This window comes from Micromonospora tulbaghiae (assembly GCF_900091605.1).
GTDB lineage: Bacteria > Actinomycetota > Actinomycetes > Mycobacteriales > Micromonosporaceae > Micromonospora > Micromonospora tulbaghiae.
On sequence record NZ_FMCQ01000007.1, the window covers coordinates 358,246 to 374,495 of the forward strand.

A 16,250-nucleotide genomic window follows, 5' to 3' on the forward strand; every position below is an offset into this window, starting at 1 on the left:
TCAGGCCGGCTTGCGGGCGACGAACATGCCCCAGCCGAACTCGCCCCTGTCGATCGCCGCCTGGATCTCGTCGCACGAGTCGGCGAAGCCGAGGATCCAGGTCCGCGCCGCCTCGTCCGCCGTCGTCGCGGCACGCTCCCGGGCGGTGCGGCCCAGCACCCGGTACGTCTGCCTGATGTGCGCGTCGAGGCTGCGGGCGACCACGTCCACGAACCCGGCCTCCGCCAGCGCCCGGCGGTAGCCGTCGAGCGAGTAGCCGTCGTTCCAGCGCACCCGGTCGTAGACGTGCCTGCGGGCCGCCTCGCCGATCCGCTCGGTGGGCTGGAGGAAGTCGGACACGGCAAGCACCCCGCCGGGGGCGAGCACCCGGAACATCTCGGCGTGGCTGCGCGGCTTGTCCGGCACCAGGAACAGCGCGTCCTGGCTGACCACGTGCGTGAACGTGCCGTCGGTGTACGGCAGGGCGGTGGCCGAGCCGTGCCGGAACGACACGGGAAGCGAGGCGCCCCGCTCGGCGCGCCGCTGCTCGGCGAAGCGCACCCGCTCGATGCTCAGGTCCAGCCCTTCGCCCCGGCATCCGGTACGGGCGGCCAGGCGCAGCAGGAAGTTGCCGCAGCCGCAGCCCACGTCGAGCACGTTCGCCGAGGCGTCGATGCCGGCGTCGGCGGCGAGGATGTCGGAGGTCCGGTCGGCCGCCGCGTGGTAGTCGGTGTCGTCCTCCCCGGTGAAGTAGCCGGTGTGCAGCACGCCCTCGCTGTCCCAGAAACTGAGGTACGTCTGCGTGGTCTGGTCGAAGAACTCGGAGACGTCCCGCTCGGTGAACCGGCTGGTCGTGGACATGGGCACTCCCTTGTGCGGCGGTCGGTGGGTCAGGCGTAGGTGTCCTTGCGGACGCCGGTGAGGTGGGGCAGGTCGGGGCCGGTGGCGGAGGCGCCGCCGTCGATCAGGTGCACCCCGGCGGTCACGTACGACGCCCGCTCGCCGGCCAGGAAGGCGGCCACCGCGGCGACCTCCTCGGGCCGGGCCAGCCGGCCGACGGCGCTGTGGTGACCCATCGCGGACAGCCGCGCCTCGACGTCGCCGTCCGCGCCGGCGAGCCGGGCCGCGGCGCGTTCCATCGGCGGCGTACGCACACCGCCGGGCGCGAGCACGTTGACGGTGATGCCGTCGCGGCCCACGTCGACGGCGAGGCCCTGGGCGAAGCGGACGAGCGCCGCCCGGGTCACCCCGGACAGCACGAGCGGTCCGATCGGCACGCAGGCGGTCTCGGAGGCCACCAGCAGCAGCCGGCCCCAGCCCGCGGCGCGCATGTGCGGCAGCGCGGCCATCGACACCGCGACCGCCGGCAGCAGCACCCGGTCGACAGCCGCCCGGTAGTCGTCGGTGCCGAAACCGGTGGCGGTGCCGACCGGCGGGCTGCCGCCGCTGACCAGCAGCACGTCCACCCCGCCCATCTCGGCGGCGACCCGGTCCACCCAGCGTGCGGCGGCGGCGGTGTCGGTGAGGTCCACGCCGGTCGCGCTGACCCTGCCGGAGGCCACAGCGGTCAGCTCCCGCTCGGCGGCGGCGAGCCGTTGCGGGTCACGCCCGCACACCGCCACGTGTGCGCCCTCCGCGGCGAACTCCTTCGCACAGGCCAGCCCGATGCCGCTGGTGCCGCCGGCGACGAGTGCCACCCGGCCCTTGAGCCCCAGATCCACGTCCTCACCTCTCCGTCTCGCCGACGCGGGCCGCCGCGCCGGGGTACGCCGGGTCACCGGCCGGCCCGCCGGACCGGTAGCCGTACCGGGTGGACAGCGGCCACGCCAATGCCGCCACGGCCAGCCGCTGCCGGCCGGTCAGGGTGCGCCGCCACCCGTCGTCGCGGTCCCGGATCACGGTCGGGCCGGTCCGGAACCGGTCCGGGTTGCCGGTGACCGTGTGGTTGCCGCGCAGCTCGACGGTCCGGTCCCGAACCGGGTTGGCCGCCGGGTCGACGCCCACCAGCTTCAGCAGGGCACGGATGGTGCCGGCCGGGTCGGCGGTGAAGTCCTCGTAGCGCAGGAACGCCGACCGGCCGGGATGCCGCCGGTTGATCGCCGCCGAGGCCCGGTTGAACCCGTTCCAGTACGCGGTGCTGCGCGCCGCCGACATCGCGTAGACGTACTCCTTCGGCTCCCGCCACGAGTGCGCCACCGCGCGCGGGTCACGCACCAGGTGCAGCCAGTACGCCTCGACGCCCGGCACGTGCGGCAGCAACGCCGACTCGCCGGGGATCTTGGTGCTGTCCACGATCACCCGGGCGCCGGTGCGCGCGGCCACCTCGCGGTAGACCGCGCCGAGCAGGTCGGCGTGCGCCCGGGTGTCCGCGTCGTACGCGCCCCGGCGCAGCACCCGCCAGGTGTGCCGGGTCCGCAACCGGGCCCGTTGCCGCCGGATCACCTCGGCGGCGTGCGCGTCCGCCGGCATGCCGGCCGGGCGGCCGACCGGCAGCACCGCCGACCACAGCGGACAGCCGGTCAGCGCGGCGCCGCAGCCGCACCTGTCGTTCACGCCGCGCCCGGTCGAGTTCTTCCACAGGAAGTGCAGCTCACCGACGTGCACCACACCGGGCGCCTCGCCGAGGACGTTGCCGATGATGGTGCTGCCGTTACGGCACCAGCCGTTGACGCTGAGAACGGTCACCGGTGCGCTCATGCCGCGCGTACCTCCGCCGCCGGCGTGGGCACGGGCGACGGCCGGCCGATGCGCAGCGCCATCGCGGCGGCGACCGCCGCGCCGGTCGCGCCCGCGACGAACACCGCCGGATAACCGAGACCGGCCGCGACCAGGCCGGTCGCCGGCCCCCACACCGCCAGCCCGAGATCCCAGAACGAGGTGTACGCCCCGATCGCCGCGCCCTGCCGCGCCGGGTCGGTGCGGTTCATCACCATCAGCGCCAGCGACGGGTGCAGCAGGGAGAACCCGACGCCCATCACCACGCTGCCGGCCACCGCGACCGGCAGGTTCGGCGCGACCGCGATGACCAGCAGACCGACCGCCTCGCCCACCCCGCACCAGGTGGCCACCCGGCGAGGGCCGAGCCGGTCGGGCAGGTGCCCGATGACCAGGCGGGTGCCGGCGTACACGGCGCTGAAGACGCTCAGCACCACCACGCCGTGGCCGATGCCCCGGGCGTCCAGGTGCAGTACGACGAACGCGGCCAGGCCCGCGTACCCGGCGGCGCCGAAGGTGAGCGCGATGCCGGGCAGCAGCGCCGGGCGCAGCAGCAGCCCGGCGCCCTTGGCCGCGGGTGCGGTACGCGCCGGCGCGGGCACCAGCGCGACGAGCGCCGCGCCGACCGCCGGGGCGACCGCGCTGAGCACCCACACCGCCTGGTAACCGGCCTGCTGCACGGTGGCGCCGAGGAACGTGCCGGCGGAGATGCCGCCCCACATGCTCACCCCGTACAGGCCGATGAGCTGGCCGCGCCGGTCGTGCGGGGCTAGCTGCACGATCCACACCGCACCGGCGGTGAACAGCGCCGCCTCACCGGCGCCGAGCAGCAGCCGGACCGCGACGAGCGCGGGCACGTCCAGCGGTGCCAGGTAGAGCAGGCCGCCGCCGGCCACCACGAGCGCCCCGGTCAGCATCACCGTCCGGTGGCCGTGCCGGTCGGCGAGCGCGCCCGCGACCGGCCGGACCAGCAGCGCGGTCACCGCGGTCACCGTGACCACCACACCGACGGTCAGGTCACCGGCGTCGTGCCGTTCGCGCAGGAAGCCGGGCAGCACCGGGATCACCGCTGTGAGGCCGAGGTAGCCGGTGAACAGCCCGCCGAGCAGACCGGCCAGCGCGAGCCGGGGCAGGGGCCGGGCGGGGGCGTGCGCGCCGGTCACGACCCGACCAGCGCGGTCTCACGGGCGGCGGCCACCTTGCGGACCGCGCGGACCAGGTCGTCGCAGTCCTCGGGCGTGAGGTTGGACGACAGCGGCACGTCGACGGTCTCGGTCAGCAGCCGTGCGGTGCGCGGCAGCGTCGCCCGGATCTCACCCGGGTCGGCGCTGTCGTACAGGAACCGCCAGTTCCAGAACGCCCGGACGTTGAGGTCGTCGTCCGCGCCGATGTTGCGGGCGTCGATCCCCTCGGCCCGCAACGCGCGGGCGAACCAGCCCGCGTCGCCGCCGGGCACGCGGAACACGAACGCCTCCCCGAGGTACGCCCCGGGCGCGACCGGCCGCCGGACCGCGATCCCGGACAGACCGGCCAGCGCGGCGCTGACGTGCGCGTAGTTGCGGTGGAACAGCGCCAGCCGCTGCGGCAGTCGGGTGAGTTCGGCGCGCAGCAGGGCCGCCCGGATCTCGTCCATCCGCAGGCTGAGCAGCGGCAGGTCCAGGCCGGTGAGCGGCGGCTCGCCGTGCGGGAAGTGCCGCCGCAGCCGCCCCTCGTACGCCCCGGACAGCGCCACCGCCCGCGCGAACAGCGTGCTGTCGTCGGTGATCAGAAATCCGCCCTCACCGCAGTTGAGCGCCTTGTCGGACTGGGTGCTGAACGCCCCGGCGGCCCCGAACGTGCCGAGCTTGCGGCCGTTCAGTTCGGCGCCGAGCGCGGGCACCGCGTCCTCGATGAGCGGCACGCCCATCTCGGCGGCGAAGGCGGACAGCGCCTCGACGTCGGCGGCGAAGCCGCGCATGTGCACGACCATGACGGCGCGGATCTCCGGCCGCCAGCGGCGACGCAGGTCGTCGAGGTCCATCCGCAGGTCGTCGTCGACCTCGACCAGGAATGGCCGGCAACCGGCCAGCACAATGGCGCTGGGGGTGGCGACGAAAGTGAATCCGGGGCAGGCCACCAATGAGCCCGGCGGTACTCCTGCGCCCATCAGGGCGAGCGCCAGCGCGGCGGTCCCGCTGGAAACCGCTAGCGCGTGCCGGGTGCCGAAATAACGACACAGTTCGTCCTCGAACCGCCCACATTCGGTTTCGTTCGCTGGGCGATGGTCATATCGGAAGTAGAGGTGACTGCGCACGGCGCGAATGGCCGCGTCCTCGTCCTCGGTGTGCACGAAAACCGCGCCCTTGTCGTACGTCGGCCAGGGCGTGCGGCGCACCGGCCGTCCGCCGTGCAGGGCGAGCTGTTCGGGCAGCTCAGAGCCGTTCTGCACCGGCCTCAGCGGGCTCGGTGCGGGAGCGTCGTTGTTCCCGTCCACCGGCGGACTCCTCGGGCGAGCGGCGACAATTCCTATTCACTCGATAGGATTGGCCGGGGCGCACGCCGGGCATGGTCGCCCGGCGGAATCGCGGTCCCGGCGCGATCCCGTCGAGGGGTAAGAAATGCCACCAGATCCGACATCGTTGATGCGTCGATCCAGCGAGAGTAATGATTGTCGTCGATCCCGTACTCGTCAACAGATGGACGTGAATATGTTCGGCGGTGGTGCGCGGCGACAGTGGACTATGCGGAATTGTCGCTGCCGGCCCGCTGATCCGTCGGCACGCCGGCGCCCGGCTTGCGCTGACCTGCTCGCGCGAGACCTGCTCGCGCCGGGCCTGGCCGTCTCGGCCTTGGTCGCGTCGTGCCTGGCCGCGCCCCGGATTGCCGTCACCGACGGTAGTGACGAAGCCTCCCCGCGATAGGTCACCTTGCGCCCTTTGCTCTGCAGCCATCGACGCATCGGTAGCTCACGGTCACCGCCGCGTATGCGGCTGCAGAGCAAAGGGCGCGCAGGGGTATGGGTGCTGCTGCCGGCCTCTCCGGCGTCTCCGCTGTTCAGGAGCCCGATGTGGAGAAAACGGCCCAGTCGACGGGCAGGCTGACCGTCACCCTGCGTGAGCTACAGTCCGAGGGTGGCCGAGATGACGGAAAGTCACGCCCCGACCGAGCAGGAGGCGCCGCAGCCCGGTCGGACGGGCGGGCGGATCAGGCCGCCCGCCAGTCGTCGACCAGAGCGGCCACTGTGGCGTGCCGCTGCGCCGGATCGGGTCGGCCGGCCCGGTCGACGACCGAACGCTCAGCGGCGGTGCCCCGCCAGCCGGACGGACCGTCGAGCAGGTGGTGGAGCGTACGGCCCAGCGCATGGACGGTCGTGCGCTCGTCGATCGTCGCGCCCCGGGTCAGCTCCTCGGGCGACAGGTAACGACGGGAGCCGGGCAGCCGGTCGGAGTCCAGCACGAACGGTCCCGGCCGGTACTCGTCCAGGTCGATCAGCCACATCCGGCGGGCGTCGAAGTCGTAGAGGAAACAGCCGTCGTACAGGTCGACCGCCACGTACCCGGCCGCGCTCACGGCCAGGTGGGCGTCGAGGATCACCTCCAGCGCCGCGCGTACCTCAGCGACCGGCAACTGCTGGAAGCGGGCCAGGCCGCTCCGGTCGCTGCCGCCGCCGGTGGTGGCGTGGTTGAGCACGACGCCGTCGCGCCACGGATACACCAGCGTCGGGCCGTCCGTGCCGTCGCGCACCAGCTCGGGCCGCACGAGCGCGGGGTGCCGGACCGCCGCGTGCAGGCCCAGGGCGCGCGTGAGCGACTCGCGCGCCCGCGGTGTCCCGGCCCGTTTGACGAACCAGCGCCGGCCCGCCGACTCCACGCCGTAGGAGACGCACCCCGAGTCCTGGTCGCCGAAGACCACGAACGCGGCGGCCGGGTCCAGATCCCACACGTGTCGAGGCTACGACGACCACCGCGCCGGCGGTTGCCCCGCCGCGGTCACCGCGGTGCGGCCACCACCTCGATCACGTCGGCGGGCGCGCGGCGCGGCGCCGGTGGCAGCTCCGCGTCCGGGCCCCAGCCCACGCGCACCACCAGGTACGGGTCGCCGATGCCGGCCAGCAGGTCGCGCATCATCCGGCGCGGCCAGGCCAGCTCCACGGCGTCGCTGAGCGGCGCCCCGGCCAGCCCTTCGGCGGTGGCGGTGAGCAGCAGCGCCGACAGCGCCTCACCGCCGCGCAGCCACGCCGCCGGCTCGTCGGAGTCGCCGAACAGGATCAGGTACGCCGCGCCCCGGTCGAAGTCCGTGCCCGCGCTGAGCCCGGCCGCCCCGCCGGGGGCGTAGTCGCGCAGCGGCACCCGCCGCGGGGACGGCCGCACGGCGGTGGCGGCGGGCACTCCGTCGCCGCTGCCCGCCGGGCGGTGGGTCCAGCGGTGCAGCTCCTGCCGGTACGCGGGGTCGGCCAGCTCCGCGTCGGCCGCGCGACCGGTGGAGACGGCGAGCATCGGCATCTGGTCCGGCCGGACCACGTGCAGGTGCGCGCCCTCGGCCTCGACGGCGTCCCCGAGCCGGGCCAGCACCGCCTCCGGCACCGGCCGGTCACCGTACGCCCGGCGGTCGGTGCGGCGGCGTGGAATGGCGTCGACCAGGCGGCCCGCCGGCACGTCCAGGTCGGCCGGGCCGGTGGTACGCACCCGGGCCAGCAGCGACGGGTCGGGCAGCCGCTCGACGGTTACCGCCCAGCCGGCCGCCGCCAGCGACACGCGCGCGTGGTGCAGGGCGGCGCCGCAGCTCAGCATCAGCAGCCGGCCGTCCGGATCGGTGTGGGCGAGCTGCCGGTCCGGGTCGGCGCGCAGTTCGAGGGCGTCGGTGGTGACCCGCCAGCGCCAGGGCTGGGTGTTGAACACCGACGGGGCGTGCAGGGACTGCCGGGCGGCCGCCTCCAGCACCCGTACCCTCGGGTCCTGGTCGGTGCGGGTCGATGAGCTGTTCATGGCGGCCTTCCTGGTTGCTCGTCCCCTTCCGACCCTGCCCGCCGCCGTCGCGGGCGGACAGGGCCGGAGGTCCCGGCCGCACCGTGCCGTGCGCGCCCCGGCGCGGCGTCAGGCGTCGTCCGGCTCCGGGGGTACGGCCAGAGCGATGGTGAGGTCGAGGACCGTGGCGGGGTCGTTCAGCCGGTCGCCGAACAGTTCACGCAGCTTGCCCATCCGGTAGCGGACGGTCTGCGGGTGCACGAACAGGTCGGCCGCCACGTCGTCGCGGCGTCCCTGGTGCAGCAGCCACGACCGCAGCGTCTCGGCCAGCCGGTGCGCGGTGGCCGGGGGCAGCGGGGCCAGTGGCGCGAGCGCGTGCGCGCGCAGGTCGGCAAGGGCTTCCGGGTCCATGCTGAGCAGCAGCGTCGCCAGGTGGCGTTCGGTGTCGACCGGGCCGGCGTCCGGCTCGCCGAGGCCCAGCGCGAGCGCCCGGGTGGCCCGCTGGTACGACGCGGCGACCCGGTGCCAGGGCCGGGCCGGGCCGAGCACCGCCCGGTGCCCGTGCAGCAGCCGGGTGAGCTGGCGGCGCCGGCCGCCGTGCATGTCCGGCACCAGCAGTACGGCCAGCTCCTCGACCGGGTTCATGCCGGGCAGGTCCTCGCCGCTCTCCAGCGTGTACGGGTTGAGCAGCGCCAGTACCGCGCGCAGGTGCCGGCGAGGCAGCAGCACCACTGTCAGCGTCTGCGGCGGCGGCCAGTCGGCCCGTTCGGCGCTGCGCCGCAGCGACTCCTCCGGCTCGCCCGCGAGCAGCTGCTGGGTGAGGCGTTCCAGGCTGCGGCGGCGCATCCGGCCGGCACTTGCCAGCTCGTCGGCGTGCCCGGCCACGCTCGCCGCGGACAGCTCGTCGATGTAGGCGAACATCAGCTCGGCGAACTCGGCCACCGTCTCGGCGGCCAGCCCGCTGCGTACCGTGGTGGTCGACACCTCCCGCCAGGCCACCCGCGCGCCCACCCGGTACGCCGCCAGCAACGCGTCCATACTGCGCCCCGAGCGGGCCTCGCCGCTGCCCAGCGCGTACGCGGCCTCCAGCGCCGGGGCCAGGGGAGTGCTCGGGTCGAACGCCTGGGTACCCTCGATGAGCTGGAGGAACGTTCCCAGCGCGATGCGTACCGCGTTTTCGATCTTCGCCCGCATGGCGCCGGTGAGCGCGCCGGAGTAGTCCGGCACCTCGGCGGTGATCGCGGAGACCGTCCGCTCGGCGACCATCGGCAGCCGGGCGCGCAGCGTCTCCGCCACCCCGGCGTCGAGGTCGAGGTGCGCGGCGCGCTGCCCCGTGCCGGCCTCCGACGTCATGTTGTTCCCTCCGAACAAAAACCCGCGACCTTTTCACCTTTGTCGGTCAAGATGTTATGCGATCGGGCGGTCACGCTGGTCATATGACCACAACTGCCTCCCGCCGCCCTCAGAAGGTCACCTTCCGGGACAGGCTGCTGCGGCTGGCCGGAGCGGTCACCACACCGGTGCTGCCGGACGACTATCTCGACCTGATCGCGCCGCTGCGCGCCGGCGCCCCGCTGCGCGGCCGGATCGTCGCCGTCCGGCCGGAGACCCGGGACGCGGCGACGCTGGTGATCCGACCCGGCCGCGCCTGGCAGGGTCACCGGCCCGGTCAGTACATCCGCCTCGGTGTGGACGTCGACGGGGTGCGCCAGTGGCGTGCGTACTCGCTCACCTCACCGCCGGACGCCGCCGAGGGCCGCATCTCCGTCACCGTGAAGGCCATCCCGGACGGCAAGGTCAGCAACCATCTCGTACGCCGGCTGCGGCCCGGCACGATCGTGCACCTCGACCAGGCCCAGGGCGAGTTCGTGCTGCCCGCCGCGACGCCCGAGCGCGTCCTGTTCCTCACTGCCGGCAGCGGCATCACCCCGGTCATGGGGATGCTGCGATCCGGGCTGGCCGACCGGGCCGACGTGGTGCTCGTGCACTCGGCGCCCACCCGCGACGACGTCATCTTCGGTACGGAGCTGCGCGCGCTGGCCGAACGCGGCGCGCTGCGGCTGATCGAGCGGCACACCGACACCGACGGCCTTCTCGACGTCGCCGAACTCGCCGGGCTGGTGCCCGACCACCTCGACCGGGAGGCGTGGGCCTGCGGACCGATCGGCGTGCTCGACGCGATTGAGGGGTATTGGTCCGCCAACGGCCTCGTCGAGCGGTTGCACACCGAGCGGTTCCGCCCGACGGTGATCACGCCGGGCGAGGGAGGCACCGTGACTTTCACCGGGGCGGGGGTGACCGTCGAGTCCGACGGCGCCACCACCCTGCTCGACGCGGGGGAGAACGCCGGAGTGCTGATGCCTTCCGGGTGCCGGATGGGCATCTGCTTCGGCTGCGTCGTACCGCTGCGTCAGGGCGCCGTCCGCGACCTGCGCAACGGCGACGTCACCACGGCCGTACCGGGGGACGGCGTGCTCGTCCAGACGTGCGTGTCGGCCGCCGCCGGTACCTGCGACATCGATCTCTGAACAGGAGCCACCCACGTGACCGTCATCCAGAAGAAGGCCGTCAACCCGATCGCCCACCTCAGCGCCGAAGACATCGAGATCATCGGCAAGGAACTGGACGCGATCCGGGACCGGGTCCTCGCCGACCGGGGGGAGCGGGACGCCCGCTACATCCGCAAGGTCGTCAAGACCCAGCGGACACTGGAGATGAGCAGTCGGGCGGTGCTGCTGTTCTCGCTGTTCCCGCCGGCCTGGGTCGTCGGCACGGCCGGCCTCACGGTCGCCAAGATCCTGGAAAACATGGAGATCGGGCACAACGTCCTGCACGGCCAGTGGGACTGGATGCGCGACCCGAAGATCCACTCCACCACCTGGGAGTGGGACCACGTCTCCCCGGCCGACCAGTGGAAGCAGTCGCACAACGAGCTGCACCACCGCTACACCAACGTGGTCGGCAAGGACAACGACCTCGGGTACGGCATCATGCGCGTCGACGAGGACCAGCCGTGGCACCCGATGCACCTCGGGCAGCCGCTCTGGAACCTGATCAACGCCATGTTCTTCGAGTACGGCATCGCCGCGTACGACATGGAGCTGGGCGACCACCTCAAGCAGCGCAACCTCAAGGACCCGAAGTTCCGGGCCAAGGCCAGGGCCGTCGGGCGCAAGATCCGCCGCCAGGTGCTCAAGGACTACGTGGTGCACCCGCTGCTGTCCGGCCCGTCGTTCCTGTCCACGCTCGCCGCCACGTTCACCGCGAACCTGCTGCGCAACGTGTGGAGCCACTCGGTGATCATGTGCGGGCACTTCCCCAACGGCGTGGAGACGTTCGAGAAGACCTCCATCGAGGGCGAGACGCGCGGCGAGTGGTATCTGCGCCAGATGCTCGGCTCGGCCAACATCAGCGGCAGCCGGCTGCTGCACATCATGACCGGCAACCTGTCGTACCAGATCGAGCACCACCTCTTCCCCGACCTGCCCAGCAACCGCTACCAGGAGATCGCCCCGCAGGTGCGGGCGCTGTTCGACAGGTACGGACTGCACTACACCACCGGCCCGCTGCCCAAGCAGGTCGCCTCCGCCTGGTGGAAGGTCATCCGGCTGTCGCTGCCCAACCGCAACGACAGCCGGCAGCCGGTCGCCCCGGCCGCGCTGGCCTCCTCCGGCACGGCCTGAACCGCCCGTCGGGTGCACGGCCGGTGAACTTCCACCGGCCGGCACCCGACCATCGTCTGCACAGTCGGCATCACCGCAGCTCAGAGCCGGTTTCGCGGCAGTCGTGACGGTCTCGCGGCCCCGTACACTCGCGCCCGTCCGGGCGTACGGGTGAAGGGGTGGAACGCCGATGCGGCGCGACGACACGACGCGGCCCGGCCGGCGCGTGGTCATGCTCGTCGACAACGCGGTCGACTGTGACTCGCGGGTGCAGAAGGCGGCCCGCTCGGCCGCCGACGCCGGCTGGGACGTCACGCTGATCGGCTGCGCCCACGTCGACGCCGAACGCCGCTGGCGGCTCGGCGACGCAGAGGTACGCGTCCTGCCGCTCTCCGCTGCTCGCGCCACGCCACCGGCCATCGCCTACGGCCCGCGCGGTGCTGTTCCCGGCCCGGGAACCGCCGGCCCGCGTGACGTGTCCGGCCTGCGGGCGCGGCTGGTGGCCCGGGGCGGGCTGCCGCTGCGCGCGGCCCGGCTGGTGCGCCGGCCCGTGGAGCACGCCCAGGTCCGCTACTGGCGGGCCCGGCTGCGCGACGGGGCCTGGCGGCGGCTGGAACCGGGTCTCTGGGACTACGAACGGGTCGCCGGCCCCGTCGTCGACGAGCTGCGCCCCGACCTGATCCATGCGCACGACTTCCGGATGCTCGGCGTGGCCGCCCGCGCCGTGGACCGTGCCCGCGCCGCCGGGCGCGACGTGAGGCTGGTCTGGGACGCGCACGAGTGGCTGCCCGGTGCCCGGCCCCGCCGCGACAACGTCCGCTGGCTGCCCGCGCACCTCGGCTACGTCCGCGAGCACGTCGGTCACGCCGACGCGGTGGTCACCGTCTCCGACACGCTCGCCGACCTACTGGTACGCGACCACGACCTGCCCGAACGCCCGACCGTGGTCCTGAACGCCCCGGTCACGGCCGCCCCCGAGGCGTCCGCCCCCGATCTGCGGGAGCGCTGCGGCGTCGCCGCCGGCACGCCGTTGCTGGTGTACAGCGGGGCGATGGCCGTCCAGCGCGGCGTGGACACGGTGGCCGAGGCGCTGCCGCTGCTGCCCGGCGTGCACCTGGCGCTTGTCGTCGCCGACCCGGCCGCCCCCTACGTCCGCCAGGTCGTCGCCCGCGCCGCTCGGCTCGGTGTGGGTGACCGGGTGCACGTGCTGCCGTACGTGCCGCACCGGCAGCTCGTCGCGTTCCTCGCCACCGCCGACATCGGGCTGATCCCGCTGCACCACTGGCCGAACCACGAGATCGCGCTGATCACCAAGTTCTTCGAGTACGCGCACGCGCGGCTGCCGATCGTGGTCAGCGACGTCCGCACCATGGCCGAGACGGTCCGCGCCACCGGGCAGGGCGAGGTGTTCCGCGCCCGCGACGCCGCCGACCTGGCCCGCGCGGTCCGGGCGGTGCTCGCCGACCCGGCCCGCTACCGCGCCGCCTACGAGGGCGAGGACTCCCCGCTGCCGGGGTGGACGTGGGAGGCGCAGGCCGAACGCCTGGACGCCCTCTACCGCCGCCTGTTCACCCCCACTCGCTGACGCCCGCACGTGGGCGCGGGAAAAGGGCTGGGCGGGAGTGTGCGGACCGGGCTACCGTCGAGGTATGCAGAGCAGGCGCACCTTTACCGCCGCAGCCGCGCGAGCTTCCCGCTCGCCGGTTGCCGCCGCCTGACCTGCCCCACACCCACGCCGGCGACCGGAAACGGTCCGCCGGCGTCGTCGTGTCGACGCCAACGCGCGCGGCGGGCCGTCCGGTCACCCGTACCCGGAAGGCACCCGCCATGACGACCGACGAGATCATCAGGACGTTCCTCGACCACTACCACCGGCACGGCCATCAGGACGCGCCGGAGAGTTCACTGGTGCCGCCATCCGGCGACCCGGTGCTGTTCACCACGTCCGGCATGCACCCGCTCACGCCGTACCTGCTGGGGCGCCCGCACCCGGGCGGGCGGCGACTGGCGAACGTGCAGCGGTGCCTGCGCACGACGGACCTGGACGAGGTGGGCGACAGTACCCACCTGACCGTGTTCCAGATGCTCGGCTCGTGGTCGCTCGGCGACTACGACATCGCGACCAGCCTGCGCTGGGGCTACGACCTGCTCACCGGCGGGTTCGGCATCCCGATGGGGAGGCTGCACGCCACGGTCTTCGGTGGCGGCAGCGGTGAAGGGCCGGACGACACCGCGCGGGACACCTGGACCGGGCTCGGCGTGCCGGTGGAGGCGCTGGGCGAGGACAACTGGTGGTCCAACGGCCCGACCGGCCCCTGCGGACCGGACTCGGAGATCTTCGTGTGGACCGGGGACGGCCCGCCCACCGGCACACCCACCACCGACGCGCGGTGGGTGGAGGTGTGGAACCACGTGCAGATGCGCTACCACCGGCACCCCGACGGCCGGCTCACGCCGCTGCCGGTGTCCAGCATCGACACCGGCATGGGCCTGGAGCGGCTGGAGATGGTGCTGCGCGGCGACCGGTCCGTGTTCACCGGCGACGGGCTGCGCCGGTGGGTGGACGAGGTGGGCAACTGGGACCTGCACGGCACGGACCTGCGCGTGGTCTCCGACCACCTGCGGTCCGCGGTGGTCGTGCTCGGTGACGGGGTACGCCCCGGGAACACCGGCCGCGGGTACGTGCTGCGGCGGCTGTTGCGCCGAGCGCTCACCGTGCTGTGGCGCGACGACCCGGCGCGCAGCCTGGACGAGCTGCCGCCCGAGCTGTACGCGGAGACGCTGCGCCGCTTCCGCCAGACATCCGGACCGGGCACGCTGCCCGGCGGGCAGCCGGTCGACGTCGGCTCGCTGCGGGCGACCCTCCTGGACGAGGAACGCCGTTTCCGGGGGCTGCTGCGACGCGGACGACCGCTCGTCGACCGGGTACGGGCGCGCGGGCCGTTGTCCGAGCGCGACTACCACTGGCTGCACGACACCCACGGACTGCCCCGCGACCTGGTCGACGGCCTGCTCGCCGACGCGAGCTGAGCGGCGGCCGGGTGAGCAGCGGCCAGGCGGCCGGGTGAGCGGAGGCCAGATGAGCGGCGGCGGCGCAGCGGTGGCCGCCCGGCCGGGCCGGTGCCAGACTCGGAGGCGGACCCACGCGAGGACAGACGCCGCCGCGAGGAGAGGGCTGCCGATGACCGAGGTTCGGCCGGACGAGGAGACGGTGCCGTTGCTCGGCGCCGAGGTGCGCATCGCCGGCGCGGCCGGGCTGCTCGCCGCCGCCGTCGACGGGCCGGTGGAGTTGCTGGTCGACGGCGACTTCCCGGCCCCGGTGCGGGAGATGCGCTGCACCGTGCGCGCCGACGCCGCAGACGGGCAGCCGGTGCACCGCTTCGAGGCGTACCTGCGGGTGGAGAACACACCGGCGGGCCTGCTCGCCCTCGGTCTGGCCGGGCCGGTCGGCGTGCTGCTCGCCGAGCGGCTGGCCGCGCGCGGCGGCGACGGCCCGGCCGCCGCGGTGGGCCGGATGGCCGCGGAGGCCGGTCGGCGGATCTGGCCGCGACCGGTCGCGACGCTCGCCGCGCCGCCGGGCGACGAGGCCGGCCGGGAGGTGCTGCGCACGGCCCGGGAAGCCGGGCTGCGGCCCCGCGTCGACCAGGCCAACGGCACGGTACGCATCCGCGCCGACGTGCCCAGCGCCGAGGTGGATCCGGCGCACCTGCGGGCGATGCTCGGCCTGCTGCTCCAGGCCGTACGCGAGTTGTCCGGCGACAGCGACGAGCCGACGGTGCTGCGTGGACGGACGTACCTCGTGGGGCGGCGACCGGTGACGGCGGCCGGGCCGCGCAGCGCGACGGTGACCCTCGACCAGGTCGGCGGCCTGTCCGACGTGGTCGCGCGGTTCCGCGAGGTGGCGGTGTCGTTCCGGCACCCGGCGGCGATGGCCCGCTGGGGCGCGCGCCGGCCGCAGGGCATCCTGATGTACGGGCCGCCCGGCACCGGCAAGACCATGCTGGCCCGGGCGCTGGCGAACGAGGTCGGAGCGGACTTCGTGGAGATCCGTACTCCGGAGATCCTGGACAAGTACCTCGGCGGCTCGGAACGCAACATCAAACGCATCTTCCGGGAGGCACGCCGCTACCGGCGGCCCACAGTGATGCTGTTCGACGAGTTCGACTCGATCATCAGCTACGCCGGCGCGGGCGGCGACGCGGCCAGCCAGGCGGTCAACGCGGTGGCGGGCATCTTCAAGCAGGAGATGAACACGCTGTTCGAGGAGAACCCCGACGTCATCGTGGTGGCCACGACCAACTTCCCGCAGCGCGTGGACGCGTCGCTGATCCGCTCCGGCCGCTTCGACCTGAAGATCGCCATTCCGGCGCCGGACGCGGCCGGACGCGCCGAGATCATCACCAAGATGGTCCGCGAGCTGATCGAGCGGCACGAACGGCCGGGCTTCAAGATGTTCGCCGACGACCTCGACCCGGCCGCCCTCGCCGCCGACACCGCCGGGCTGACCGGCGCGGACCTACGGGAGGCGCTGCGCCGGGTGCAACTCGCCAAGGCGCTCCGGGAGGCGGCTGGGGGTGCGCCGCCGGCTCCGATCGGTCAGGACGACATGCGGGAGGCCGTCGCGGGGTTGCGCCGCGGCTGACGTCCTCGGCCGGACCTGCCACGGCGGCGGGACCCGGTGGTGTCCGGGTCCCGCCGTGGTGGGTGTGGTGGTCAGATGCCGTAGACGAATTGGGTGTCTACGGGGCCGCCGTTGTTGGTGTTGCGGAGGTAGACGGTGTTGTTGCTGGGTCGGCGGACGCCGGGGGTGGTGTTGCTGTTTTTGATCCAGCGGCCGGGGATGGCGATGTCGCCGGAGGGGCCGTGGCCGAAGATGTATTCGTGGTCGGTGGTGTTGGTGGCGGTGGTGGTGCCGTTGGTGAGGTACCAGGTGGAGTTGCTGGGTCGGAAG

At 73.8% G+C, this 16,250-nt stretch carries 14 protein-coding genes; 5 read left to right on the plus strand and 9 right to left on the minus strand.

Features of this window, described 5'->3' with window-relative positions; translation table 11 throughout:
* From GA0070562_RS21720 to GA0070562_RS21755, 8 genes are all read right to left on the minus strand, one after another.
* Positions 1-840 (minus strand): class I SAM-dependent methyltransferase, encoded by an 840-nt coding sequence (locus GA0070562_RS21720; RefSeq protein WP_091425225.1) that lies wholly within the window; start codon positions 838-840, stop codon positions 1-3.
* A gap of 29 nt (positions 841-869) precedes the next feature.
* Positions 870-1,700 carry an SDR family NAD(P)-dependent oxidoreductase gene (locus GA0070562_RS21725; RefSeq protein ID WP_091425228.1) on the minus strand — a complete coding sequence of 277 codons (831 nt, stop codon included), beginning with the start codon at positions 1,698-1,700 and terminating at the stop codon, positions 870-872.
* A 4-nt stretch (positions 1,701-1,704) separates the two neighbouring features.
* The gene (locus GA0070562_RS21730; protein ID WP_091425230.1) at positions 1,705-2,676 is read right to left on the minus strand and encodes a sulfotransferase; all 972 of its coding nucleotides are present in this window, start codon (positions 2,674-2,676) and stop codon (positions 1,705-1,707) included.
* Positions 2,673-3,857: an MFS transporter gene (locus GA0070562_RS21735; RefSeq protein ID WP_091425235.1), complete on the minus strand. Its 1,185-nt coding sequence runs from the start codon at positions 3,855-3,857 to the stop codon at positions 2,673-2,675. Before GA0070562_RS21735 ends, GA0070562_RS21730 begins: the two co-directional genes overlap by 4 nt.
* A complete protein-coding gene (locus tag GA0070562_RS21740; protein ID WP_091425237.1) occupies positions 3,854-5,167 on the minus strand; it encodes a DegT/DnrJ/EryC1/StrS family aminotransferase in 1,314 nt (437 codons plus the stop codon). The genes GA0070562_RS21735 and GA0070562_RS21740 overlap by 4 nt, the downstream gene beginning before the upstream one ends.
* Before the next feature lie 710 nt (positions 5,168-5,877).
* A complete protein-coding gene (locus GA0070562_RS21745) occupies positions 5,878-6,615 on the minus strand; it encodes a serine/threonine protein kinase (RefSeq protein WP_091425239.1) in 738 nt (245 codons plus the stop codon).
* A 47-nt stretch (positions 6,616-6,662) separates the two neighbouring features.
* Entirely contained in the window at positions 6,663-7,658 is a 996-nt protein-coding gene (locus GA0070562_RS21750) for an Acg family FMN-binding oxidoreductase (RefSeq protein ID WP_091425241.1), read from the minus strand.
* 108 nt (positions 7,659-7,766) lie between these two features.
* Positions 7,767-8,990: a PucR family transcriptional regulator gene (locus tag GA0070562_RS21755; protein WP_091425245.1), complete on the minus strand. Its 1,224-nt coding sequence runs from the start codon at positions 8,988-8,990 to the stop codon at positions 7,767-7,769.
* 83 nt (positions 8,991-9,073) lie between these two features.
* On the opposite strand from GA0070562_RS21755, the gene GA0070562_RS21760 reads away from it, so the two are divergent.
* From GA0070562_RS21760 to GA0070562_RS21780, 5 genes are all read left to right on the plus strand, one after another.
* Positions 9,074-10,165 (plus strand): ferredoxin reductase, encoded by a 1,092-nt coding sequence (locus tag GA0070562_RS21760; protein ID WP_091425248.1) that lies wholly within the window; start codon positions 9,074-9,076, stop codon positions 10,163-10,165.
* Between the two features lie 15 nt (positions 10,166-10,180).
* A complete protein-coding gene (locus GA0070562_RS21765; protein WP_091425251.1) occupies positions 10,181-11,320 on the plus strand; it encodes a fatty acid desaturase family protein in 1,140 nt (379 codons plus the stop codon).
* Between the two features lie 169 nt (positions 11,321-11,489).
* A complete protein-coding gene (locus GA0070562_RS21770) occupies positions 11,490-12,884 on the plus strand; it encodes a glycosyltransferase family 4 protein (protein ID WP_091425253.1) in 1,395 nt (464 codons plus the stop codon).
* 242 nt (positions 12,885-13,126) lie between these two features.
* Positions 13,127-14,329, plus strand: coding sequence for an alanine--tRNA ligase-related protein (locus GA0070562_RS21775; protein ID WP_091425257.1), 1,203 nt, complete (start codon positions 13,127-13,129; stop codon positions 14,327-14,329).
* Positions 14,330-14,480: 151 nt separating this feature from the next.
* A complete protein-coding gene (locus GA0070562_RS21780; protein WP_091425259.1) occupies positions 14,481-15,941 on the plus strand; it encodes an ATP-binding protein in 1,461 nt (486 codons plus the stop codon).
* A 71-nt stretch (positions 15,942-16,012) separates the two neighbouring features.
* Here the strand turns inward: GA0070562_RS21780 and GA0070562_RS30350 are convergent.
* A partial coding sequence (locus tag GA0070562_RS30350) for a hypothetical protein (RefSeq protein WP_217493437.1) occupies positions 16,013-16,250 on the minus strand: 238 nt, incomplete at its 5' end.